Genomic DNA, 22,114 nt, shown 5'->3' on the forward strand with positions numbered 1-22,114 from the left:
CGGCGCTACTGGCCGGAGAAGAGGGTGGCGAAGCGGGTGCGCAGCTCGCGCTTGAGCACCTTGCCGGTGGGCCCGAGCGGGAACTCCTCCGCCGTACGGGCGATCCGGACGGCGGCAAGCGCGGCCAGACCGGCGCCGGCGAGCGCCTTGTTGGCGGCCTCCAGGACGTCCTCGGCCCGTACGTCCTCGGCCTCCGCCTGCAACTGGACGACCGCGAGGGGAAGTTGACCCTCGCCGGCCGTTCCGGGCACGCCGAGGACGGAGCAGTCCCGCACCAGGTCGGCGCAGTCGGCGAGCAGCACCTCCTCGATCGGCAGGCTGTAGACCGGGCCGGAGGTGGTGTCGATGACGTCCACCGTGCGGTCGAGGTGGTAGAACCGGCCCTCGGTGTCGCGGCGGGCGACGTCCCCGGTCAGCCAGTAGCCGGCCAGCTCGAAGCTGCTGGTGAGCCGGGCGTTGTTCCAGTAGCCGGGCGTGCGGGATGGCGTGTCCACAGCGAGCAGCCCGACCACGCCGTCCGGGACCTCCTCGCCGTCCGCGTCCAGCACCGCGGCCCGGCGCACCACCTCCAGCGGCATGCCGACACAGCGGTCGTCCCGGGCGCTCTCCGGTGTGGTCACCTGGCCGAACAGTGCCATGCCCATCTCGGAGGAGCCCAGTCCGTCGACGAACTGCGAACCGGGGAGAGCGGGTTGCTCGGCCTTCTCGCTCGGGAGCAGCCAGGGCCTGATCAGGCCGGCCGGGCGCTCGCCCAGCCGGACCAGCCGGCGGATGTGCCCGTAGTGCGCGCTGTCACCGGTGTTGAACCAGGAGTGCACCTTGGCGGCGCCCTTCACCGGCAGCTCCCCGGTGGCGAGTTCGACGAAGGTGCGCGGGAAGGAGGCCACCATGGTCGGCCGGAACGCCTCCATCACCGGCTCGACCACCGAGCGCCGCCAGTCGGCCATGACCACGGTCGGCAGGCCGAGCAGGGTCGCGGTGAGGAAGTAGCTCAGGCCGCCCGCGTGGGTGTGCGGCATCAGCGACATCAACCGGTCGTACGGCTCGGCCGGGAACCGCACCATGCGCGGCTGCTTGCCGTCCCAGAACTGCCGGTGCGCCAGCATCGTCGACTTGGGCGTACCGGTCGTGCCGGAGGAGTGGATCAGCGCGACCACGTCGTCCGCCGCGTGCCGGTACGGGTACACCTCGGGGAGCCCGCCGGAGGCGTCCGCGTCGAAGGCCTGTACCTCGGCGGCCAGCGCGAGGAAACGGGGCCGGCGCTGCGGGTCCTGGCGGTAGGCGGCGGCCAGCCGGGTGGTGTCGTCCGCGACCACGCCCACCACACCCACGTGGTTGAGGTAGCGGACCATCACGTCGTGCCGCATCGCGTCGTTGACCAGGGCCGGGACGGCCCCCAGCGCGGTCAGCGCGAGGAAGTGCAGCAGCGGCTCCAGTCCCTCGCCGATCACCACGGCCACCGGCTCGCCGGGGCGCACGCCGTTGGCGTGGTACCAGGCGGCGTACCGGTCGCGCAGGGCGGCGAGGTCGAGCAGGCTGTGGCCGCGCAGCACGACGGCGCCGCGGTGGTCGGTGTGGTGGCTGTAGGCGAACGGGACCGCGCGGTGCGGGTTCACCGCGATGGCGTGGTCGAGGAAGTTGCCGGCGCCGAGGTCCGGCTCGGTCATCAGCCGCTCGCGGGCGGCGAGGGGCGCGACGGGGCTCGGCTGGGAACTCTGGTTGCTCATGACGGTCTCCGTGAGGGGGGTGACCCGCGGCCGGTTCTCGTGGAACGGACGGACGGGCTGGCTGGGCGGTGTGGGAGATCACGTGCTCGGCGGAGAGGTGCGTGCGCCGGCGTTGCCGCGGTGCTGCTCCGCCGTCCTGCCGGGGAGGTGTGCGGGCGGGGAGGTGTAGGGCCGGGCGTTGATCGGGCCCGAGCCCATGAGGCCGGGCGGTAGCGGGCCGGTCGGCAGTCGGGCCGGTCGGCAGTCGGGCCGCAAAGTGTTCAGGCCGGAAGGTGTTCAGGCCGCGAGCTGCTCAGGCCGGGCGGCCGAGGATCTCCGCGACCACGCGGTGGCCGGAGCGCACCGCGCCCTCCAGCAGCCCGAAGTACTCGGTGCTGGTCTCGGTGCCGGCCCAGTGCACCCGGCCGTGCGGGGCGGTCAGTGCGGGCCCGAGCCGCAGCCAGTCTCCAGGGCCGAAGAGGGCGGCGTAACAGCCTTTGCTGTAAGGCTCGTTGACCCAGTCGGTGACGTGGAAGCCGATCGGCTCGGGGAGCATCGGGAAGAGCCGGGCGGCCTGCGCGACCGCCTCGGCGCGCTGCTCCGCCGGGTCCAGGGCGGCGAACCGGTGCGCTTCGGCGCCGGTGACGAACCCGGTCAGTACGCCGGTCGGTACATCGACCGGAGTGCCGGTCCCGGTCGCGGCCGGCGAGTCGTCGACCGTCGAGAGCAGCGGGCCCTCGGCATTGACCGACCAGCCGGAAAGCCCGTGCTCGCGCCAGAGCGGCGTCGGGTAGACCAGGTGGACCTTCACCGCGCAGCCGCGTCCCGTCCGTTCGCCCGAGCGGGGCGTGACCGGTGCTGGGTGCTGTTCGAGGGCGTCGGCGAGCAGCGGCGGCAGTGCGACCACCGCGACGTCCGCCCGGTACTCGCCCAGTGCCGTACGGACGGTGATCCCGTCGTCGTCCTGGCGGACCGCCCGGGCCGGCTCGCCGAGCCGCAGCCGCCCGTGGGGCGAAGCGGCCACCCGGGCGGCCAGCCGTTCGCAGAGCAGGTGCGCGCCGCCGGCCACCCGGTCCTGCTGGGCACCGCCCTCGAAGGCGTTGAGGTACCGCAGGCCGCCGCCCGAGCGGAGGTAGAAGGCCATGTGGAGGACGGAGACGTCGGCCGGGTCGGCGGCCATCATCTCGCCCAGGAAGAGCGGGAAGAAGAGCCTGGCGTCCGGGTGGGACAGCTCCCGATCGGCCCAGTCGGCGGCCGTCAGGGTGTCCACCCGCTCCGCGTCCGGGGTGAGCCACGGCGCGTCCGGCCTTACGGCGGCGGCGAGTTCGGCGAGCCGGTCGAAGAGGTCGCCGAGCGCCACGGCGTTGAGCGGCGGGAACCGGCCGCCCCGGCTGACGTGCCCGTCGCCCCCCTCGCCGGAGCTGCCCCCGGCGTTGCCTCCGCCGTTGCCCCCGGTACCACCCTCGGTGCCGCCCCCGGTACCGCCGAGGGCGAAGCGGCTGGCGCCGAGCATCGTGGTCGGCGTGGTGGCGAGGTCCAACTCCTTGAGGAGCGCTGAGAGTTCGGTGTGCCGGTCGCCGAGGTAGGCGGCCCCGGCGTCCGCCCAGGCGTCGGCGGACACCTCGATGCCGTGCGTCCGGCCGCCGACCCGATCCCGCGCCTCCAGCACGGTGACCTCGACTCCGCGGGCCACGAGCCCGGCCGCGGCGACCAGCCCGGCCGTCCCGGCCCCGATGACGACGGCGGTGGTGACGGGACCGCCGATGCGGCCGCTCATCCGACGTTCGCGATCAGCTCGGCGAGGCCGGCCGGCGTCGGTGCGAGCAGGAAGTCCTCGAAGGACAGCTCGACCCCGTAGGTGCGGGCGACGGCGCTCAACACCCGGGTGGCGATCAGGGAGTCGCCGCCGAGGAGGAAGAAGTCCGAGTCCGCCGCGACGGCGGCGTTCTCCAGGACGCGGCGGAAGATCGCCGCCACGCCCTCCGCGTCTGCGGACGTGGTGTCAACGCTGCTCATGAGTGCTCTCCTTTGACCTACGGGTGCGCCTGTGGGGCACCCGGTGATGACCGCCGAGGGGCCGGTCCGGCCGCGCAGGGCGTGTTCCGCCCACACCCGTCCCGGGGTGCGGCGGCGTTGGGGTACGTGCATCGCCGAGGCCGGGGTGGGCACCTCACGACCGAACTGCGGGAGCGCCCTTCCCCCAACAGCTCTGGGCAGGAAGGGCTTTGACGAAAGACCTAGCAGTGGGACGGGACCGGTCCGGGTCCGGGGGCCTGCTCCGAGCCCGGCCCGGCCGTCGAGTAGCGGCGGTGCGAGCCCCCGCGGTCGACCTTGCCACTCGCGGTGAGCACCAGCTCGGGGACGACGGTGATCAGGCTGGGCACGAGATGGCCGGGGACCCGGCCGCGCAGGTGGGCGCGAACGTCGGCGTCCAGCGCGCCTGCCACGGAGCCCTGGCGCGGGACCACGTAGGCGACCAGGGCCGACCGGCCGGCCAGCGTCGCCCCGGCCACGGCGACCGCGGCGACGCCCGGGTGGCCGGCGATCTCCGCCTCGACCTCGGCCGGGTCGACCCGGATGCCGCGGACCTTCAACTCGCCGTCCACCCTTCCCCGGTGGGTCAGCACGCCGTCCGGCCCGCGAGTCACCCGGTCGCCGGTGCGGAACCAGCGAACCCCGTCGGCCACGGTGAACCGCGCCGACGTGGCCTCCGGCAGCCCGTGGTACCCGAGCGCCACCGCGGGCCCGCCGACGAGCAACTCGCCCTGCTCGCCGATCCGTTCCAGGACGTGTGGCAGCGCGCGGCCGATCGGCACCGGGTCACCGGCCGCCCACGGCCGTGCCCGCCCGGGCGCCTGCGGCCCGTGCAGGTCGACGGCATGGGTGATCAACGTGGTCTCGGTGGATCCGTAGGTGTTGAGCAGGCGGATCCGGCCGGTGGCCAGGGCGGCCCAGTCGGCGAGCCGGGCCGGACTTGCCGGCTCGCCGCCGATCACGACCAACCGGACGGAGTCGGGGAGCGTCCGCCGCTCCTCCGCGAGGTGGAGCACCAGCTCGTGCCAGAACGCCGTCGGCAGGTCCAGGACGGTGATCCGCTCGTGCTCGACCATCCGCAGGAACCGGGGGAACGAGCCGGAGTGCGCCTCTGCATCGAGGACGAGAGCTGCGCCCGTGGTGAGCGTCGGAAGGATCTCCTCGAAGCAGGTGTCCCAGTTCAGTGAGGCGAACTGCAGCACCCGGTCGTCCGGTGTCAGCCCGAACAGCTCGCGCAGGGCCCGGACGGCCACGGAGATCGCCCGGCGGGGCGTCACGACGGGTTTCGGCTGCCCGGTCGAACCCGACGTGAACAGGAGATAGGCCGGCTGGTCCGGCTCGGCCCGGTGCGACTCGCCCGCCCGTGGCTCGCCCGGTTGCCGCGCGCCCGCCCGCGGCTCCGCCGCCGGATCCGCGGTATCCGGAACCGCTAATCGCGGTAGGTCGACCAGCCTCACGCCCGGGTTGTCCGGATCGGGCCGACCGTCCGCGCCGTTGGCGGCGGCTGCGGCATTGGCCGTGGCGGCGCCCGCGGCGGTGCCCGTGGCGTCGGCCAGTACGGTGCGACACCCGACCGCCGCCAACATGGCCTGCCGGCGCTCAGGCGGAAAGGCCGGATCGACCGGGCAGTACACGCCGCCGGCCGCCAGCACACCGAGCAGCCCGACCACCGCATCCGGCGTGTGGACCGCCGGAACGGCGACCACCCCCGGGGCGGCGCCGAGCCGTTCGGCCAATGTGCGTACCAACATGTCGAGTTGGCGATAACTCAGGGAGTGTCCATGGTGGACGATCGCCGGTCGTGCGGAAAATCGACTCACGGTTTCCGTGAACGCGTCAATCAAGTCGGAAGTGGCCCCGTGGATGTTGCGGTTATTTGTCATGCCCGCCCCAAAGAATGCCCTGCGAGCCCTTGTCGGTGCTCGGCGAGCCGGGACTCTACCTTCGAACATGCGTAGCCACAATGACTGTTGAGGATGTTGCTTCAAGAACGTGTGGTTGACATGTGAACGAGGCGGGGCTCGCCAGGGCGGGCTCCTGCGACCCCAGCGACTCCACTGAGCAACCGGGCGACTCCGAAGAGTGGCGCACGCTCGGAACTCCCCCCTCTGCCGTGTGCACCCGATCAGCACGGTCCGGAATTAACGGAGCCCCCTCCGCCACATGGCACCGAAGACGCTCCGCACCGGAACGACACCGAAGTCCCCGACGATCACGGGCCCGAGAATCGAACCCGCGCCGCCGACCGGCGGAAAGCCCGGCGAAATCCCATACCGAATCGGCAGGCCGGAAAGAACGTCGACGAACCACGAGAGGACCCGCCGACGGACCGAACCGCCCAAGGCCGGCGCCGACTACCGGACGGACGCCGGCCCCGGTCGCGCACCGGCCCGACACCGCGCCCACCCGGACGACACAGCCGCAGCACCCGCAACACCCTCCACTCCCCCGCGACGCGCGGCGGGCCCGCACCACCCCCAGGACGCACCCCCACACTGCGGACCCTCGACCATGACGACGTGCTCCGGGTCACAGCGCCGGCCCCGAGGGCATTGCTTGACATATTCAATTATCGAGCTCTACCGTCGAACCTGTTACTTGAGGACATCAACCATCAAGCCAGTGAAAACTTCTTGTCCAGGAACACCGGGAGCACCACCATGAAGGCCATCACCTACCAGCGCTACGGCGGCCCCGACGTCCTGGAGTACGGCACCGTGCCCGAGCCCAAGCTGGGTGCCGACGCCGTCCTGGTCCGGGTCCGGGCCGCCTCGGTCAACCCGGTCGACTGGAAGATCCAGGCCGGCTACCTGGACAGCGTGCTCGACGCCGTCTTCCCCGTCATCCCCGGCTGGGACGTTGCCGGCGTGGTCGAGCAGGTGGGCGTCGGCGTCACCGAGTACGCGCCCGGGGACGAGGTCATCGGCTACGTCCGCGAGGACATGGTCGGCCGCGGCACCTTCGCCGAGTACGTCGCCGCCCCGGTGCGCACCCTGGCCCGCAAGCCCGCCGCCCTCGACTTCGAGCAGGCCGCCGGCCTCCCGCTCGCCGGCCTCACCGCGTACCAGGCCCTGACCGGTGCCCTCGCGGTCAAGCCCGGCGAGACCGTCCTGGTGCACGCCGCGGCCGGCGGCGTCGGCTCGCTGGCCGTCCAGATCGCCCGCGCCCTCGGCGCCCGGGTGATCGGCACCGCCGGCGAGCGCAACCACGACTACCTGCGGACGCTCGGCGCCGAGCCCGTCACGTACGGCGAAGGCCTCGCGGACCGCGTCCGGGGGCTGGCCCCGGAGGGCGTGGACGCCGTGCTCGACCTGATCGGTGGCGAGGCGCTGCAGGCCTCGCCCGCCCTGCTGGCCCCCGGCGGGCGGCTGGCGTCCGTCGCCGACGGCGCGGTCCTGGCCCTCGGCGGGCGCTACGTCTTCGTCCGCCCGGACCACGCCGACCTCACCGCGCTCGCCGAGCTCGCCGACAGCGGGGCGCTCACCGTCGAGGTCGCCGCGACCTTCCCGCTCGAACGCGCCGCCGACGCCCAGCGCCTGAACGCCGACGGGCACACCCGCGGAAAGATCATCGTCACCGTCCCCTGATCCGACCGCCCGGAGGGGACGGCGGCCCGTACCGCCGTCCCCTCCGGCCAGGCACGGCACCACCGCTCCGCCCGAGGCGCCGCTCCCCCGGCGCCGGCACCCGAAGGATCGCGATCATGTCCATAGTCGTCATCGCCGACTGGCTTGCCGCCCCCGGCTGCGAGCAGCGCGTGGCCGGGCTGCTGCCCGCCCTCACGGACGCCGCTGTCGCACAACCCGGCGTCCTCGCGTTCCGGGCCGTGCGCTCGCAGCGCGACCACGCCGCGTTCGTCGTCATCGCCGAGTACGAGGACCGGAACGCACACGCGGCGCACCAGGAAAGCGACCACTACCGCGCGCTCGTGCTGGACGGCATCGCCCCGCTGCTCATCGACCGCCAGTCCGAGGAGTACTCGCTCCTCTGAGCGGCGGAAGGCTCCGGCGCACCGGACCGGCTCCCCGCCCACCGGCCGGGCGCGGGCCCGCTACGACCGCCCGGGCAGCGGACGCGCAGGCGCCCGCAGGTGGTGCACGCGGGAGTACGCGGTCACCACGCAGGCTTCGAAGCCGGCGATGACCAGCAGCGCGGGCCCCGGTCCGAGGCGGAGCAGCAGCGCGCCGGCCACACCGCCGACGAAGATGCCGAGGACGGTCGCGCCGCGCCGTGCCCGCGCGAGCGCCGGGCCCCGGGACGACGCGGCGCCCGAGGACAACAGGTCCGCCAGGATCTTCACCAGCGCGATCTGCATCACCGTGGTGGGCATGTCGGGGACCCCCGCCTCCAGCATCCCGCGGCTGCGCCATCCCATCGCCCCCGCGATCAGCACCACGACGACGGTCACGGCGTGGTCGGGGAGGGCGCCGGTTCCGCCGACAGCGACGGCGTACCCACCGCCGGCGCCGATCATCGCGGCCTCGGTTGCCAGCACGAGCAGGAACCAGCGCCGCCCCCGCCGGCCCACTCCCGCGATGGCGGCGTGGGCTGCCGCGACCCCGAGCACGAAGGCGCCCAGGGCCTCGGCCGGACGGCCGACAGGCACCCCGGCCGTCTGCGCGACCCCGAAGGCGAGCAGCAGGACGTTCCCGGTGGTCAGTGCCGCGAAGACGTGCCCCAGCCCGAGGAAGGTGACCGCGTCGACCGCGCCGGCGGTCACGGTCAGGGCGGACATCACCAGGCTGATGCGGACCGGGCCGCGTGTCGGGTCTGCGGGCACGCCGTCAGTGTGACGACCTCCACCGGCGCACCACGCGTGACACGCCGCCCGCAGGGCTCCGCCCGGGGAGCGCCCGATCGGCCGACGGCTCCCGATGCGGCTGATATGGCTGATACGGCTGATGCGGCCGACGACGAGCGCTCAGCCGTGACCGTCGACCAGATCCACCGCGGCGTCGGCGAACGCGCGGACCCGGGCGGTGCAGCGGTCCGCCGGCCAGATCAGGCCCCATTCCAGCGGCGGCGCGTCGTCGATGGGTACGTAGCTGACGTCGGGGCGCGCGTAGTAGCGCCTGGTGTGGGCACCGACGGGCAGGGCTCCCTGCCCGGCCCCGACGAGCGTGAGCGCCTCCTGGAAGGTCCCGGCCGTCGGACCGGGAGCGGTGGGCGTGGCGGAGCCCGACCGCCGGGGCGGTTCGGCACCGTGGTCCGGCAGTTGCACCAGGCGGACGCGCGCCAGGTCGTCGGCCGAGACGGTGCCGCGGCGGGCGAAGGGATGGTCGGCGGGAACGGCGAGCATCCGCGCCTCGCGGACCAGGACCGGGCCGGCGGCCATGTCGGGTTCGCCGGCGGGGAGGGTGGTCAGCGCGAGGTCCACCTCGCCCGAGCGCAGCCACGGCAGGAGTTGTCCCGCCTGCACCTCCCGGATGTGCACCTCGCAGTCGGGAACCCGCTCGCGGAACAGCTTGGTCACACCGACCAGGAGTTGTGCGGCGGCCGCGCTGACGAAGGTGACCTGCAAGGTGCCGGAAACCCCTCGTCCCGCCTCGACGGCCCGTTCCAGAGCCGTGCACACCCCCGCCCAGGCCGGCCCCAGATCCTCCCGCAACTGTTTACCCGTGGCGGTGAGTTCGACGCGGCGGCTGGTGCGCAGGAACAGCGGCACACCCACCCTCCGCTCCAGCTTGCGGATGGTCTGGCTGACGCGGGCGGTGGAGACGTGCAGGCGCTCGGCGGTGCGGCCGAAGTGCAGTTCCTCCGCGAGCGCCAGGAACGCCTCCACCTCGTGCCGCTCGATCATGCGCCCTCCCGTCGTTAAGCCCGAGTTCACGATCATTGCGCAGACGGCCATTGGTCGCCAGCGATCACCGCGGCAGAGTGGGTGACATCGAACACGACCTCCGTCAGCCACAGGAGAACACGATGAACACCACCGCCCACCACGCCCTGACCGCGCAGCCCGCCGACACCGCCGCGGTGGTCGCCGAACTGCGTGACCGCGCCGAAATCACCGACGCCCTCTACCGGTTCGGACTCGGCCAGGACCTGAAGGACCGTGAGCTGTTCGCCTCGGCCTTCACCGCGGACGCGGAGCTGGACTTCCGGCCGGCCGCCGCACGCTGGGGCGGCAAGCCTCCGGTGATGGTCGGCCGGGACACCATCGTCGACGCCATCCTCGCCATGTTCACCGGCCGGGTGGACACCACGCACCAGGTCACCAACCCGCGCATCACCGTCGACGGGGACACCGCCCGCCTCACCGCACTCGTCGAGGCCCAGCACCTGCTCACCGCCGACCCGGGCACGCACGCCCTGCTCAAGAACCCCTACACGGTCGACCTGGTGCGCGACGGCAGCCGCTGGCTCATCCTCCGGATGCGCATCGACAACACCTGGTACACCGGGGACCCGGTCGCCGTCTTCGGCGCCTGAGGACACCACGCCGGACGGCCGGCCTCGCCCGACAACGCCCGACGGCACCCGGCACGACGACACCCGGCGGGCGGGCCCGCCCACGAACCACCAATGCGCGGCCGACCGCCACGCCTCCGGCCGCCGGCCCGTCCGTTCCGGGCGCACTCGTAGCACCGACGCTTTCCGTGCAGCGGGCGCCTACGGCCGCTGTCAGGGGGCTCAGTCGCGGCAGATCAGCCCGCCCTGGTCGTCCGTGTGGGCGGGACCCGCAGCCGTGGAGGGCGCAGCCGATCAGGAACACCCGCTTGCGCCCGATGAGCGCGCCGACCTTGCCGCCGGGGCTCACCGACCGCCATGAGCGCCATGGTCCCGGCGGCCCCGGCGGGTGGATCCACGACCCGCCACGAACGCCAGCCGACTGGCGGCGGTCACCGCCTGTGGCGCAGGCTCAGTCGCCGGGATGAGCCATCGAATCGATGGCAACGGCTGCGGCGAGGACGGTGGTGTGGTCGGTATCGGGACCGATGTCCACGCCGTAGGTGTCCCTGACCCGGAACCACTTCTTGGAGACCTCGGCGATCTTGTAGCCGTCGCGCTCGATGGTGTACTCGTGATCAAGGACGTTGCCCTCGACCGTGAGCTCGACGCCGCCCTCCTGCTTGATCCTCCACCGGTCGCGGACCGGGCTGACCATGGCCTTCTTGACGACGGCGACGCGATGTCCGTCCGCATCGTCGATGGCCATGGAGTCCTTGATCCGCATCGGCCGGCTCTGGACGGTGGCGACCCGGTGGCCCTGGGGATCCTCGATGTGGTAGGTCCGCCGGGCTCGCATGACCTTCCCGTTGACCTTGTAGACGTGGTCGCCGGCGTCGTTGTCGATCCAGTAGTCGTCGCCGATGGCGATCATCTTCTGCTGCATGCAGTACCGGGTAACACCCTCACCGCTTTCGAAGGCGTGGTTGGCTTCTCTGCGAGCCCTTCGTTCCTCGAACATCGTGCGGTCCTTCCGGATCCGGGCGTTCGGCACCGGCAGGGCGCGGGCTGCGCCGCGACCGGCACCTGCGACGCCTCCATCCTCCGCCCTTCCCGGGCCGGGCGCTCCGTCCTGCGGCTCCGCCCCGCACCGTGGCGGCCACGGTCACCGCCTTGCGCGCCGGCGCGCAAGGAACCAACCGATGACCAGCCCGGTGGCGAGCGTCACCGTGAGTACCGCCCACAAGGGCAGGGTGACGGTCGTGACCCAGAGCGTGATGGCCACGGAGTCCGTGTTCACGGCGATGAACCAGATCGCGAGGACCGCAAGGACCCCGATCCCGATCGTCCGCAACCGCACATCCCGGCCCTTGACCGTGAGCTTCGAATGACGCGGCGACTGGGCGTTCTCTGCCATGGCCCCAGTATGGTCCGACATGCCCGATACGCGCCACGAGGACGGCCGCCTGGTCACCCGACCGTCGACCTCGCCCGAGCGCCGCAGGACGTCCCGGTCGGAGCTGGATCCGGAGACGCGACTGCCGCCGACCGCACGCTGACCGCTCCGCCGGAAGCGGAAGGTGATCGCCGCCGTCCGGCCGAAGCCGGCCCGGACACCGGCCGACATGCCCAGTGGCGTACCGGGCCGGCGAAACCGAGCGCGCCGGCAGGGTCTGCAGCAGTCTCGGCGCCGGCTCGTACAGGCCCGGGTCAGGCGCTCCGGCGAGCCCGTATGCGCCGCGTCCCGGCGTCAACGCAGACATCCACAAGGTCGGCCGCCCCGGCACGGTCGAGCAGGAGCGCTCCGCGTCGGCTCGTGCAGACTGCCGCCGTCCGTATCCCGGCGGTGCGCAGGGCGAGCAGCAGGGAGGCCGCACCTTTGCGCGGCAGTACGCCCTGGGAACGCAGGACTTCCTCGAAGGGGTCCGCGACGGACTGATCGACCGCGTCGACCTCCTCGGCCGACCACCGGACCACCGGACCACCGGACCACCGGACCACCCTGACCGGACGCCTTTGGGCGAGCGCTCCGGGCCGTCAGCGGCGGTGCCAGACCGGGCTGCGCCAGGCGCCGCCGACGGCTCCGTCGCCCTGGAACCCCCCGGACCCAGCGCCCCCGGGCCCGAAGCCGTCCACCCCGAAGCCGTCCACCCCGAGGCCGTCACCCGGGCGGACGCTCCCCGGCCGCTCGCTCACGTAGCAGTCGTCGCAGCCGAGCGCCGCGGCCCAGCGGAAGCCCCGCGCTTCGAGGAACCGTCGGACCAGCGCGCGGGCGGGCAGCCAGTTGTGTTCGACGGTCAGGACCCGCACGGTGTACTCGTCGAAGGGGAAGCTGCGCAGGATGGTGAGCTCCGAGCCCTCGGTGTCCAGGCTCCAGTAGTCGATGACGGGCGGAGCGCCGTACTCGCGCAGCACCGAGCGGACGGTGCGGGCGGGCTTGCGGACCGTCGGCGGCGGACCGCCCGGGGACGCGCCGAGGAGGCTGCGGGCGCGGTCGAGCAGGGCCGGGTGGTACTCGTCGAGGATGCCGCCGATGGTTCCGGCCTCGACGAACTCGACCTCGTCGTCCCGCTCGTAGAGGCAGCAGTTGACGCAGTGGCAGCGCCGGTTCGCGACCAGCTCGGCGTAGAGGGAGGCGTTCGGCTCGACGCAGATGCCCGTCCAGCCGAACGCCTGCTCCAGGACACGGGTGTTGCTGACCACGACGCCGTCGGACGCCCCGGAGTCGAGGAAGAAGCCGCCGCGCATGCCGTTCAACGCCCGCAGCACGAAGCGGTCCTGCCCGTACTGCGAGGTCATCGGCGGGCGCCGCGGGCACGCGCGAACGCCGCCGAGCGCCACGCTCCGTCGGCGGCCGTCGCAGCCGTGCGGGCACCGATCTCCGGGTCCGCCTGCGGGTTGCGGTGGTGGACGTCGTCGGCGCGTTCGCCGTAGAGCATGGTGATGTTGATCCGCCGGTTCTCGTAGCCGGGTTTGAAGCGGACGCCGGCGGTGGCGTGGAAGAGGTCCGAGTTGAAGACGATGGCCCGGTTGGCCCGGTAGGGGATCTCGACCGAGCGGACGTCGCGGCTGCGCAGGTAGGAGCCGATGACCTCCGGGCTGCCGTTGTAGGTGGCGAAGTCCCAGTCGGGCGGGGCGTCCGCGCGGTGCACCAGGAGCCCGCCGCTGCCGGGGTCGAGGTTCGCCTCGGTCGGCGTGATCCAGAAGTTGACGTTGACGGCCGCGAAGTCGGCGTGGGTGTTCCCTCCCGGCGGCAGGACGTGCCCGTTCTTGAACGCCCAGAGCTGGCGCAGCGGGTAGCGCGCACCGATGACGCGCGGCAGCGCGTCGCGGAGCTCCTGGGCGATCTGGAGCAGCAGCGGGCAGTTGAAGCCGTCCCGGAAGAACGCGCCGAGCCGGCCGTGCGCGTAGCGGTTGGCCGACCAGACGGTCGACTCCAGGCAGAAGGAGCGCAGGCTCTCCAGGGCCCGCGGGGTGAGGAGGTCGTCGATGACCACCACGCCGGCCTGGTCCCCGAGGTAGCGTTCCTCCACCTCGGCGGGGTCCCAGCCGTCGGAGAGCGCCCGCTCCAGCCGCGGTGCGGTGCCGACGTGCACGAGCCTGTTGTAGACCTGCCCGATCGCCTCGTCGTCGGCGCCGGTGAGCGGCACCTGGCCGGACGCCCCCTGCTCGGCGAGCCGGTCGGCGATCCGGCGGTAGCGGTCGATCACGGTGTCGAAGCCGCTACCGAGCAGACCGCGCCCGCGCAGGTGGCGGAACTGCTCGATGTCGTGGTGCAGCTTGGCGACGGACAGGTAGGGCACGGGCACCGGGGGCAGCGCCCCCTCCCCCGCCGGCGCCGGACGACCCTGCGGGTCGAGGCCGCTGCGCCAGCGGGCGAAGGCGAAGAGCCTGCCGTAGTCGCCGCCGAGGCGGAGGTCCCCGGTGTCCAGCGCGCGCCAGGCCAGGCGGTCCAGCCAGGCGAGGTTCCCGGGGGTGGCGACGTCGGGCCGACGCCACAGGTCGAAGCACTCGTCGATCCGGCCGTTCGTGGCCAGCCCGGCCGTCAGGTCGCGGGCGCGGGCGGCGGGGGCCGGCGTCGCCGTCACCGGGTGGCCCCGGCCAGGCGTCACCGGGTGGCCCCGACCGGGCCGAGCAGGCCACGGTCGCGGAGCCGGGTCGCGAACCGCATCAGCTCGGCCAGTGCCACGGAGTCCCGGCCGGCCCCGAGGATCTCCCGCAGGTCGCCGAGGTCCTCCAGCATCGAGACGTGGGTGCCGCTCTGCTCGGTGAGGGGGTCCGTCCCGCCGCCGCCCGTCGAGATGTGGGTGCCGCTCTGCTCGGTGAGCGGGTCGGCGACCTCGACGACGGCCGACACGTGGGTACCGCTCTGCTCGGTCAGCGGGTCGGCGCCCGTGGACATCTCGGTCGCGGCGAACTCACGGAAGACCTGGCTGCCGACCAGGACCGACGGCACGAAGGAGTCGAGTCCGACGATCGGCTCCTGTTCGGCGGAGCTGCGCAACAGTGCCCCGACGACGTGTTCCGCGCGGTGCTCGACGACCGCGCGGCCGAAGTCGGCCAGCAGAGCGTCCGGCCGGCGGTCCTCGCGGCGGTGCGTCAGGATCTGCTCGCGGAGCCAGCGGACGAGGGCGGGGTTCGACATCACGGCGTAGACGAAGTGGTTCGCGGTGTCCGCCTGCTGCGGCGTCAGCCTGGTGCCGCGCACGTACTCCGCGATGATCTGCGCGGGGTCGGTGACGAACTGCTCGCGCAGCAGGAAGTCCGTCGACATCGCCTTGAAGAGGGCGTCCAGTCGCCGTGCCGCCGCGGCCTCGTGCACCGTCGGCGTCCCGTTCCCGGTGTTCTCCATCGTGGTCCCTGCCTGTCTGTTGGTCGATTGCCTCTGCCGCGCCGGTTGTTGCGTAGCGGTCACTGCCGTAGCGGTCACTGCCGTAGCGGTCACTGCCGTAGCGGTCGTTGCCGCAGCGGTCACGGCCGGCCCGATCGCTGCCGCACCGGTCGCCGCCGCACCACGCACGGCCGCACCCTCACCGCCGCGCCGGTCGGCCCGCGGAGGAACGTACTCGGGCGGCCCTTCCCCGGCGCGGATCCGGCGCGCGACTCCCCGGAGGTTCCGGCGAACGGGTCCGGCCCGGGTGCCCGGCCCCTGGCGTGTCGGGTTCCCGGCCGCCGGTGCGCCGGGTCTCACAGCCGCAGGATGTGGACGAAGAAGGTGCTCCGCCCGTCCTCGATCAGGTGGACGGGCAGGCACCCGGCCTCCTGGTAGACCTCCACCCAGCCGGCGCGGTCGCCCGGGGGCACGCCCTGGCCGGAGATGACCTGGACCACGTCGTGCAGGGCGTGCATGCGCGGCCACGGCGGTTCCCGGCGACCGACCTGGCCGTAGTAGTCCGCGACGATCAGCGCCCGGCCGGGGAACAGCTCGCGCAGCCGTCGGAGCCACCCGACGGCCGCGGCCCGGCCGTCCGCGAAGAACTCGTTGAGCAGGCTGGCGGCGGAGAGCGTCTCGACCTGCTCCCTGATCCCGGCCGCCGGCGCGCTCTCCAGGTGGGAACAGTCGCCGTGGAGGACCGTCACCCGGCCCGCCAGGCCGGCTTCGGCGAGCCGGCGCCGCGCCTGCCCGCACATGGCGGCGTTGGCGTCGACGCCCCAGCCGGTGAAGTCCGGGTCACGCCCGGCCAGGTCCATGAGCAGTGTGCCGGTCCCACAGCCGAGGTCCAGCAGGCGCCCGAGGCCGAGCTGGGCGATGACCTCGGCCATCAGCCCCAGTGCCGGGGAGCGGTCGAACCCGGCGAAGGCGTCGGCGTGCCGGGCCCGGTCGACGGTGGCGGCGGCGTGCCGGGGCTCGCGCAGGAGGGCGCGCAGCTGCCGGGCGTTCGGCCCGTAGGCGCCGATGTACTGGTCGAGCAGGCCGCGGGCGTGCGCGTCGTAGTGCGGCGTGGCGCGGTAGCCGTCGGGGGTGTGCTCCAGCAGCTCGGTGCGGGCGGCCGTGTAGTCGAGCAGGGTGGCCAGCCATGCGGCGTCGAGTCCGGCGCGCTCGGCCAGGTGCTCGGCGGGGCCGGGCCGGTCGAGCGCCGCGAGGATGCCCTCCTCGTGGAGGGCGGCCACGGCGTGGGCCAGGTGGAACCCCTCGACCAGGTCGAGGGCCGTCCAGCGCTCAGCCATGGACGCCCGCCTCCGCCCGCCGCCCGGCGGGGACGATGACCCCCGTGTCGGCCAGCAGTTGCAGGTGCTCGGCGCCGGGCTCCCAGCCGCCGGCGAGCTCACCGAGCGCGCTGCGGACCTCGCCCATCGTCCGCGGCTCGCGGAACAGGCTCAGGGCTGCGTGGGTCGCCGGGTCGATCGCGTAGTCGCGGCAGCCCGCGTCCGCGGCGAGCACCACGCGGCAGCCGACCCCGCCCGCCTCGGGCTCGCCGAGCGGCGGACCGTCGGCCGGCAGGGCCGCGATGCGCCCGAGCAGCGTGGCACAGTCGTGGATCCCGTCGAAGAGCACGGCGCGTGGCGACAGCGCGTACCGCCCGCCACCGCCGTCGGCGGGGCCGGCCGGCCGCCGGACGGCACGGAGGTCCCGGACGTACCGGACGAGCGAGTGGGCGTGGTGCCCCGCGCCGAGCGTGTCGGCGACGAAGGCCCGGACGAAGCCGGTGTCCACCGGCCCTTCCCAGCCGGTCCGGCCGTGCCAGCCGCGGGCCCGCCGGGTGAACGTGCTCAGCCGGCCGTCGAAGTGACGCAGCAGGTAGGCGGCGACGGTGTGCCCGAGTTCGGTGACGGCGCGGTGCAGGTCGACGGCGAAGACGTGGTCCTCGCGCGGCATCGCGCCGGGGTAGTAGTGGTACGTGGGGAAGAGGTCCGGGTGCTCGCGGACGCAGGTCTCGTCGGCCTCGCCGAGGAGCCAGCCGTTGAACTCGGTGCGGTAGCCGTCGTACCGCAGCCGGCCGCCGAGCGCGGCGTGCTGCGCCGTGCCGGGTTCGGGCAGCAGGACGTGCAGTTGGGTGGTGCAGGCCTTCCGCGGCCGGCGGAGGCAGTCGCCGAGGAGGTCGAGGGTGGCGTCCTGGTCGGCGGCTTCCTCCTCGGGGTGGCCGGTGATGAACGAGACGGTGGCCGCGATGCCGAGGCGTTCGGTGTGGTCGAGGGCGGCCGGGAGGAGTCCGAGGTCCAGCCGTTTCTTGATGATCTGCTGGAGGCGCGGCGAGCCGGTCTCGATGCCCAGGTAGAGGGCGACGCACCCGGCCGCGGCCATCCGCTCCAGCAGCTCGGCGTCCACGCAGTCGACCCGGGCGGAGACCCGCCAGGTGTAGCCGCGGTCACGGACGGCGTCGCAGAAGTCCAGCACCTTGCGGCGGTTGACCGTGAACAGGTCGTGTTCGAGCTTGAAGTCCCGTGTGCCGTACCGCCGGTGGAGCCGGTCGAGGTCTGCGACCAGGCGGGCCGGGGACTTCAGCCGGTACGAGCGCTGGAAGAAGGTCGCCGTCGAGCAGAAGGTGCAGCTGAACGGGCAGCCCCGGCCGGCCTCCACCCGCAGGTAGTCCAGTGGGAGTTCGTCGACCGGGTACAGGTCGTAGGCCGGCTCCGGAAGGGTGTCCAGGTCGGTGACGAGCGGGCGCCCCTCGGTGGTCCGCACGTCGGCGGCGAACGGCGCGGTGCGCCACGAGACGCCGGGGATGTGGGAGAACCGGCGGTGCTCCAGGGCCTCCAGGACGGGCGGGAGGGTCTCCTCGGCCTCGTGGCGCACCACGACGTCGAAGCAGCCGAAGCGTTCGAGGATCTCGCGGTGCAGCATGGTCGCGTGCGGGCCGCCGAGCAGGACGGGTAGGTCGGGTGCGGTGCGTTTGAGCTCCTCGGCGACCCGCAGCGCGAAGATGAAGCTGCAGCCGAGCGTGGTGAAGCCGACGGCGTCGGGCCGGTCGGCGAGCAGTTCGGCGGCGGCCCGCCGGTACAGGGTGGTGTCGTAGTCCAGCCACCCGGAGCGGACCAGGCGCTTCGGGTCGTACACGGTGACGTGGTGGCCGGCCCGGCGGGCGACGGCGGCGAGCGAGACGAGCCCGAGGTGGGGGTGGACGTCGAGTGCGCCGAGGTCGTGGTGACCGGGCAGGACCATGTTGTCGACGAGGATCAGACGCACGGGCTCTCTCCGATCGGGGGTGGGGCCGCGCCGGTGAAGGTCAGCAGGCGCAGTTCGGTGAAGCCCTGGAGGACGGTGAGCAGGCTGCCCGGGTCGCAGCACTCCCCGGTGACCGCGCCGAGCCGGCGGGCGAGCTCGTCGACGGTGGCCCGGCCGTCGACCAGGCCGAGCAGGTAGCCGGCGAGCGGCGTGATCCCGGTGACGTGCACCCGCTGGGTGCCCTCGTCGCGCCAGTAGAGGAGGGTGGGGCCGTCCTCGTCGCGGCGGACGCCGGGGGACGCCGGGCCGGGCTCGGCAGCGGCGGCGGGTGCAGCCCCGGGCGCGACGGCGTCGGATTCGATCAACTCCTTGAGCGCGCGCGGGTGGTGGAGCGCCTCCCGGACCGCGTGTGCGCCGGCCGGGCGGGGCACGGAGTCCGCCCGCGGCGCCCCGGGGGCGGCGAAGGGCTCACCGGTCGCGTGGCGGAGCCGCTCGACGGTGAGCTCGTGCCCGAGGGCGTCCAGCACCAGGGCCTGCGCCGGGTCGTCCCCGGCGAGCCGGCCTTCCAGGAACCCGGCGAAGGCGGTCAGCCGGAGGCGCAGGTCCAGTCCGCCGCGCCGGGAGAGGCTGGTGAACCGGGGCGCGTAGTCCGCGAACACCTCGATCTCCAGGTCGGCGCGGGCGAGGGCGGCGAGGGTGAGCGGCAGGACGCGGCGCAGCGGGTTCTGCCGCACCATCGTGACGAAGCCGGCGAACCGGCGCAGGGCGTCGAGGTCGAGCGCACGGGTGATCGCCGCGTCGGCCTCGCGCCCCGCGCCCCCGCCGCTCCCCGTTCCGTCGTCGGTCCCCGTTCCGGCGCTGCTCCCCGTTCCGGAGTCGGTGTCCGTTCCGTCGGCCGGCCAGGTGCCGATGGTCCCGGGGTCCGCGAGGCCGGCGGCGATGTAGGCGTGGACACGGGGCGCGGAGAGCACGAGGCCGTCCTCCGCCGCCCCGCGCACGCCACCGGTCCCGATCCCGGTTGCGGTTCCGGTTCCGGTTCCGGTTCCGGCGCTGGCGCCTGGCCCGCCGCTCATGCCTCCACCAGGTCGCGCACGCGCCGGAACTGCTGCTGGAGCAGGGAGAGTTCGGGCGGCTCCGGGGCCCAGTTGTACTCGAAGGTGACGGCGCGGGGCCGCGCCCTGCGCAGGGCCTGGGCCAGCAGCTCGAAGACCGGCTCGGGGGCCGGCGTCGCGTGGTCGTCCCAGGCGATCCCGGACTGCATCTTGAGCCCGGAGAGGTGGAACTCGACCACCCGCTCCAGCGGGAGTCGTTCGAGCTCGCGGGCGGCGTCGAAGCCCGTGTTGACGGCCGAGATCAGGAAGTGCGTGAGGTCCAGCAGCAGGTCCAGCCGGTCGTTGCGCTCGCAGAGGCGGCCGGTGAAGTCGACCAGCGACATGGTGCTGCCCGGTACGTGGAAGTACTGGGGCGGGTTCTCCAGGATGATCGGCACAGGGTAGCGGTCCTGGAGGGGCTTGAGGTTGTCGAGGACCTGCTCCAGGGTCTCTTCGCTCAGCTGCGGGCAGACGGTGTAGCTGAGCGAGGTGGGGTCGGCGTCCTCGGCGCCCGGTCCGGCGGCCTCGGCCCGGATGTAGGCCAGGTGCTCGCCGATCCAGGGGGTGCGCGTCCGCTGCCGCCACTGCTCGATGGCCTCCAGGGTGCTCTCCTCCGGCCCGACGAAGCCGCCGACCGACATGCTCGCGCAGTGCAGGACGAGCGGGATCTGCCGCTGGATGTCCGCGGTGGCGGGTGCGTGCCGCAGCTGCTCGAACGGGATCTCCACGTAGTCGAGGGCGCCGGGAAGCCGCTCGACGAGCTCCGCGACGTACGGGCTGTGGGCCAGTCCGACGGCGGTGCCGGCGCGGTCCGGGTCGAAGTACTCCACTCGTCTCCTGCTCTCCCGGTGTGGCCGGTGGTCTCCCCCGCCAGGTGCGGGGAAGACCACCGGCGTGACGGTCAGTCCCAGAGGTAGCCGTCCTCGGCGCGGATGTTGCCGTCGAGGATGTCGATGCTGGCGTTGTGCGCGGTCATCCGGAGATTGCCGTTGCGCAGGCAGGTGCTGATGGCCTGCTTCCGCTCGTCGGTGAGCTCGAAGCCGAGCTCGATCTTCGGGGAGCGCAGCTGGATGCTGTGCTCCGCGGCACGTCCGTTCACCGTCGGCCCACGCGCCGAGGGCTTGCCGTTGCCGTTACTGCCCATGCAGATCACCCCAATCAGGTGGAAAACATGCTGGAGTCATCCATAGGGGCACGAACGGTTACGCATAGTCAAGGATCACTGACGCGTCGTCAATTCCGCTTCGGCCGAACGGGCCAGTCGGCGTGCCTGCGACCGGCGCGGGCCGGGGCGGCGACCCCAGGGGCAGGGCAGTGGAGCGCCGAGGTCAGGGCAGTGGCCCGGCGGGGGGTCAGGGCAGCCGGACCAGCTCGCGCAGGGGCCCGTCGGCCCGCCCGCCCCGGACCGGACCATGGCCGGGCTCCCGGACCAGCAGCCGCACCTCCGCAGCCGGAACCAGGGCCGCGCGCAGCCGCCAGTCGATCTCCTGGTCCCCGGCCAGGCTCAGGTCCCACCTGCGGAGGATTCCGGCCAGCGCGGCCGTCAGTGCGGTCATGGCCAGATGGCGGCCCAGGCAGTAGCGGTCCCCGCCCCCGAACGGCAGGTAGTCGAAGGCCGAGGGGCGGGCCGAGCGCCACCGGTCCGGGTCGAACACCGCCGCCGGCGCGTCTCCGGCGAACTCCCGGTGGGCGACGAACGGGGAGACCAGCAGCTCGCACCTGGCGGGGAGCCGGTGCCCGCCGAGGAGGGTCTCCCGGGTGGTCACCCGCACCATGACGGCGTTGGGCGGCAGGACGCGCAGGCTCTCGCGGACCACGGCTTCGAGCAGCGCCCTCGCGCGCCCGGAGGCGCCCTCCCCCGATCGCAGCAGATGGCACAACTCACCGTGGATGCCGGCGAATTGGGTGAGCAGCAGGACCGTCCAGACGAGCGCGGCGGCCAGTGGTTCGCTGCCGGCCAGGAAGAACGCGTTGGCGTGCGCGGCGAGTTCGCCCTCCGGCAGCAGCTGCCCGGCCTCGTCCCGGGCGCGGCTCAGTCCTGCCAGCAGGAAGCCGCCCTTGCCGGAGGGGCTGCCCGGCGCACGGTGGTGGCCGATCCGGGCCCGCAGCGCGGCCTGGAGGTCACCGCCTGCGGTGGCAAGCTCGGCGTGCAGCGCGGACCGAACCCGGCCGTCCGACAGGCCGGTTGCGGCGTAGCGGCGGCGCAGGGCCAGCAGGTGGTGGCAGCCGTCGCCGAGGCCGCGGTCCCCTGCCGCGTCACCGAACAGCAGTCCGCCCATCAGCGCGCGTGAGAGCCGGTTCATCTCCTCCGCGAGCCCGATCACCTCGCCCGGCCGCCAACTCCCGGCCAGCGCTGCGGTTTCGTCCGCGACCAGGCCGGCGCACCGCTCGGCGAGCCGCCGGGTGAACAGCGGCCCGAACGCGCGTCGGCGCTGCCGGTGGACGGCGCCGCCCATGCTGAACAGCCCCGAGCTGAGCGCACCGACCACCGGCGGCAGCCCGTCCCGCTCGGCCATGGTGGCCGGCCGTCCGAACGTCTCGGCGTCCAGGAGGACTTCGCGCACGTTGGCGGCACCGAAGGCTGCGACGCACCCCGCCGTACCCAGCCCCCGGGAGAACACCGGCACCCCGTCCGTCAGCACCACAACGTCGCCGTCCTGGCGCCGGGCGGCCAGCAGTGTCGACAGCGGATCGGCGAGCAACAACGCGTGCCGGTCCGCCCCGCCGGGCCGGCCGGTGTGCTGAGCGAGCATGGGCACAGCTTCACACCCGCGGCAGGCCCCGCCGGG

20 protein-coding genes are annotated in these 22,114 nt (G+C 73.5%); 3 read left to right on the forward strand and 17 right to left on the reverse strand.

All coding sequences use genetic code 11. From position 1 onward, the window contains the following. Positions 1-5: 5 nt before the first annotated feature. The 4 genes from J5Y04_RS35805 to J5Y04_RS35820 all read right to left on the reverse strand — a co-directional run bounded on the left by J5Y04_RS35805 (position 6) and on the right by J5Y04_RS35820 (position 5,692). The gene (locus tag J5Y04_RS35805; protein ID WP_209416707.1) at positions 6-1,727 is read right to left on the reverse strand and encodes a class I adenylate-forming enzyme family protein; all 1,722 of its coding nucleotides are present in this window, start codon (positions 1,725-1,727) and stop codon (positions 6-8) included. 292 nt (positions 1,728-2,019) lie between these two features. Then, on the reverse strand, positions 2,020-3,483 hold the full coding sequence (locus tag J5Y04_RS35810; RefSeq protein WP_209416708.1) for an FAD-dependent oxidoreductase: 1,464 nt from the start codon (positions 3,481-3,483) through the stop codon (positions 2,020-2,022). Further along, positions 3,480-3,722: a phosphopantetheine-binding protein gene (locus J5Y04_RS35815; protein WP_209416709.1), complete on the reverse strand. Its 243-nt coding sequence runs from the start codon at positions 3,720-3,722 to the stop codon at positions 3,480-3,482. Before J5Y04_RS35815 ends, J5Y04_RS35810 begins: the two co-directional genes overlap by 4 nt. Positions 3,723-3,943: 221 nt before the next feature. After that, the gene (locus J5Y04_RS35820; RefSeq protein WP_307853472.1) at positions 3,944-5,692 is read right to left on the reverse strand and encodes an AMP-binding protein; all 1,749 of its coding nucleotides are present in this window, start codon (positions 5,690-5,692) and stop codon (positions 3,944-3,946) included. Between the two features lie 708 nt (positions 5,693-6,400). On the opposite strand from J5Y04_RS35820, the gene J5Y04_RS35825 reads away from it, so the two are divergent. Both J5Y04_RS35825 and J5Y04_RS35830 read left to right on the forward strand, forming a co-directional pair. Next, entirely contained in the window at positions 6,401-7,327 is a 927-nt protein-coding gene (locus J5Y04_RS35825) for an NADP-dependent oxidoreductase (RefSeq protein ID WP_209416736.1), read from the forward strand. A gap of 116 nt (positions 7,328-7,443) precedes the next feature. Continuing rightward, positions 7,444-7,731, forward strand: coding sequence for a putative quinol monooxygenase (locus tag J5Y04_RS35830; protein ID WP_209416711.1), 288 nt, complete (start codon positions 7,444-7,446; stop codon positions 7,729-7,731). Between the two features lie 60 nt (positions 7,732-7,791). Here the strand turns inward: J5Y04_RS35830 and J5Y04_RS35835 are convergent, their stop codons facing one another. Further along, positions 7,792-8,520 carry a YoaK family protein gene (locus J5Y04_RS35835; RefSeq protein ID WP_209416712.1) on the reverse strand — a complete coding sequence of 243 codons (729 nt, stop codon included), beginning with the start codon at positions 8,518-8,520 and terminating at the stop codon, positions 7,792-7,794. Positions 8,521-8,661: 141 nt separating this feature from the next. Then, positions 8,662-9,540, reverse strand: a complete 879-nt coding sequence (locus J5Y04_RS35840; RefSeq protein ID WP_209416713.1) for a LysR family transcriptional regulator — start codon at positions 9,538-9,540, stop codon at positions 8,662-8,664. 122 nt (positions 9,541-9,662) lie between these two features. Between J5Y04_RS35840 and J5Y04_RS35845 the strand changes: the two genes are divergently transcribed. Next, positions 9,663-10,172: a nuclear transport factor 2 family protein gene (locus tag J5Y04_RS35845; protein WP_209416714.1), complete on the forward strand. Its 510-nt coding sequence runs from the start codon at positions 9,663-9,665 to the stop codon at positions 10,170-10,172. Positions 10,173-10,602: 430 nt separating this feature from the next. Here the strand turns inward: J5Y04_RS35845 and J5Y04_RS35850 are convergent, their stop codons facing one another. From J5Y04_RS35850 to J5Y04_RS35900, 11 genes are all read right to left on the reverse strand, one after another. Further along, the gene (locus J5Y04_RS35850) at positions 10,603-11,076 is read right to left on the reverse strand and encodes an LURP-one-related/scramblase family protein (protein ID WP_245206130.1); all 474 of its coding nucleotides are present in this window, start codon (positions 11,074-11,076) and stop codon (positions 10,603-10,605) included. A gap of 219 nt (positions 11,077-11,295) precedes the next feature. Beyond that, positions 11,296-11,547 carry a LapA family protein gene (locus tag J5Y04_RS35855; protein WP_245206132.1) on the reverse strand — a complete coding sequence of 84 codons (252 nt, stop codon included), beginning with the start codon at positions 11,545-11,547 and terminating at the stop codon, positions 11,296-11,298. A 620-nt stretch (positions 11,548-12,167) separates the two neighbouring features. Further along, positions 12,168-12,929 (reverse strand): FkbM family methyltransferase, encoded by a 762-nt coding sequence (locus J5Y04_RS35860; RefSeq protein WP_209416716.1) that lies wholly within the window; start codon positions 12,927-12,929, stop codon positions 12,168-12,170. Beyond that, the gene (locus tag J5Y04_RS35865; RefSeq protein WP_209416717.1) at positions 12,926-14,218 is read right to left on the reverse strand and encodes a hypothetical protein; all 1,293 of its coding nucleotides are present in this window, start codon (positions 14,216-14,218) and stop codon (positions 12,926-12,928) included. Before J5Y04_RS35865 ends, J5Y04_RS35860 begins: the two co-directional genes overlap by 4 nt. Before the next feature lie 20 nt (positions 14,219-14,238). Next, on the reverse strand, positions 14,239-14,982 hold the full coding sequence (locus J5Y04_RS35870; RefSeq protein WP_209416718.1) for a hypothetical protein: 744 nt from the start codon (positions 14,980-14,982) through the stop codon (positions 14,239-14,241). A 335-nt stretch (positions 14,983-15,317) separates the two neighbouring features. Next, positions 15,318-16,298, reverse strand: a complete 981-nt coding sequence (locus J5Y04_RS35875; protein ID WP_209416719.1) for a class I SAM-dependent methyltransferase — start codon at positions 16,296-16,298, stop codon at positions 15,318-15,320. Further along, a complete protein-coding gene (locus J5Y04_RS35880) occupies positions 16,291-18,255 on the reverse strand; it encodes a B12-binding domain-containing radical SAM protein (protein ID WP_209416720.1) in 1,965 nt (654 codons plus the stop codon). The genes J5Y04_RS35875 and J5Y04_RS35880 overlap by 8 nt, the downstream gene beginning before the upstream one ends. Beyond that, positions 18,246-19,205, reverse strand: coding sequence for a hypothetical protein (locus tag J5Y04_RS35885; RefSeq protein WP_209416721.1), 960 nt, complete (start codon positions 19,203-19,205; stop codon positions 18,246-18,248). The genes J5Y04_RS35880 and J5Y04_RS35885 overlap by 10 nt, the downstream gene beginning before the upstream one ends. Before the next feature lie 98 nt (positions 19,206-19,303). Continuing rightward, entirely contained in the window at positions 19,304-20,155 is an 852-nt protein-coding gene (locus J5Y04_RS35890; protein WP_209416722.1) for a DUF692 family multinuclear iron-containing protein, read from the reverse strand. Positions 20,156-20,226: 71 nt separating this feature from the next. After that, positions 20,227-20,469: a hypothetical protein gene (locus J5Y04_RS35895; protein ID WP_209416723.1), complete on the reverse strand. Its 243-nt coding sequence runs from the start codon at positions 20,467-20,469 to the stop codon at positions 20,227-20,229. Between the two features lie 208 nt (positions 20,470-20,677). Then, positions 20,678-22,078, reverse strand: a complete 1,401-nt coding sequence (locus J5Y04_RS35900) for a cytochrome P450 (protein ID WP_209416724.1) — start codon at positions 22,076-22,078, stop codon at positions 20,678-20,680. Between the last annotated feature and the right edge of the window lie 36 nt (positions 22,079-22,114).

The organism is Kitasatospora sp. RG8 (assembly GCF_017813315.1).
Lineage (GTDB): Bacteria > Actinomycetota > Actinomycetes > Streptomycetales > Streptomycetaceae > Kitasatospora.

What these genes read in the sequence shown, in the direction of transcription:
- J5Y04_RS35840 (WP_209416713.1), bottom strand. Translation starts at nt 9,540, where the DNA reads ATGATCGAGCGGCACGAGGTGGAGGCGTTCCTGGCGCTCGCGGAGGAA.
- J5Y04_RS35830 (WP_209416711.1), top strand. Translation starts at nt 7,444, where the DNA reads ATGTCCATAGTCGTCATCGCCGACTGGCTTGCCGCCCCCGGCTGCGAG.
- J5Y04_RS35895 (WP_209416723.1), bottom strand. Translation starts at nt 20,469, where the DNA reads ATGGGCAGTAACGGCAACGGCAAGCCCTCGGCGCGTGGGCCGACGGTG.
- J5Y04_RS35855 (WP_245206132.1), bottom strand. Translation starts at nt 11,547, where the DNA reads ATGGCAGAGAACGCCCAGTCGCCGCGTCATTCGAAGCTCACGGTCAAG.
- J5Y04_RS35860 (WP_209416716.1), bottom strand. Translation starts at nt 12,929, where the DNA reads ATGACCTCGCAGTACGGGCAGGACCGCTTCGTGCTGCGGGCGTTGAAC.
- J5Y04_RS35810 (WP_209416708.1), bottom strand. Translation starts at nt 3,483, where the DNA reads ATGAGCGGCCGCATCGGCGGTCCCGTCACCACCGCCGTCGTCATCGGG.
- J5Y04_RS35815 (WP_209416709.1), bottom strand. Translation starts at nt 3,722, where the DNA reads ATGAGCAGCGTTGACACCACGTCCGCAGACGCGGAGGGCGTGGCGGCG.
- J5Y04_RS35845 (WP_209416714.1), top strand. Translation starts at nt 9,663, where the DNA reads ATGAACACCACCGCCCACCACGCCCTGACCGCGCAGCCCGCCGACACC.
- J5Y04_RS35820 (WP_307853472.1), bottom strand. Translation starts at nt 5,692, where the DNA reads ATGTTCGAAGGTAGAGTCCCGGCTCGCCGAGCACCGACAAGGGCTCGC.
- J5Y04_RS35900 (WP_209416724.1), bottom strand. Translation starts at nt 22,078, where the DNA reads ATGCTCGCTCAGCACACCGGCCGGCCCGGCGGGGCGGACCGGCACGCG.
- J5Y04_RS35870 (WP_209416718.1), bottom strand. Translation starts at nt 14,982, where the DNA reads ATGGAGAACACCGGGAACGGGACGCCGACGGTGCACGAGGCCGCGGCG.
- J5Y04_RS35850 (WP_245206130.1), bottom strand. Translation starts at nt 11,076, where the DNA reads ATGCAGCAGAAGATGATCGCCATCGGCGACGACTACTGGATCGACAAC.
- J5Y04_RS35825 (WP_209416736.1), top strand. Translation starts at nt 6,401, where the DNA reads ATGAAGGCCATCACCTACCAGCGCTACGGCGGCCCCGACGTCCTGGAG.
- J5Y04_RS35875 (WP_209416719.1), bottom strand. Translation starts at nt 16,298, where the DNA reads ATGGCTGAGCGCTGGACGGCCCTCGACCTGGTCGAGGGGTTCCACCTG.
- J5Y04_RS35805 (WP_209416707.1), bottom strand. Translation starts at nt 1,727, where the DNA reads ATGAGCAACCAGAGTTCCCAGCCGAGCCCCGTCGCGCCCCTCGCCGCC.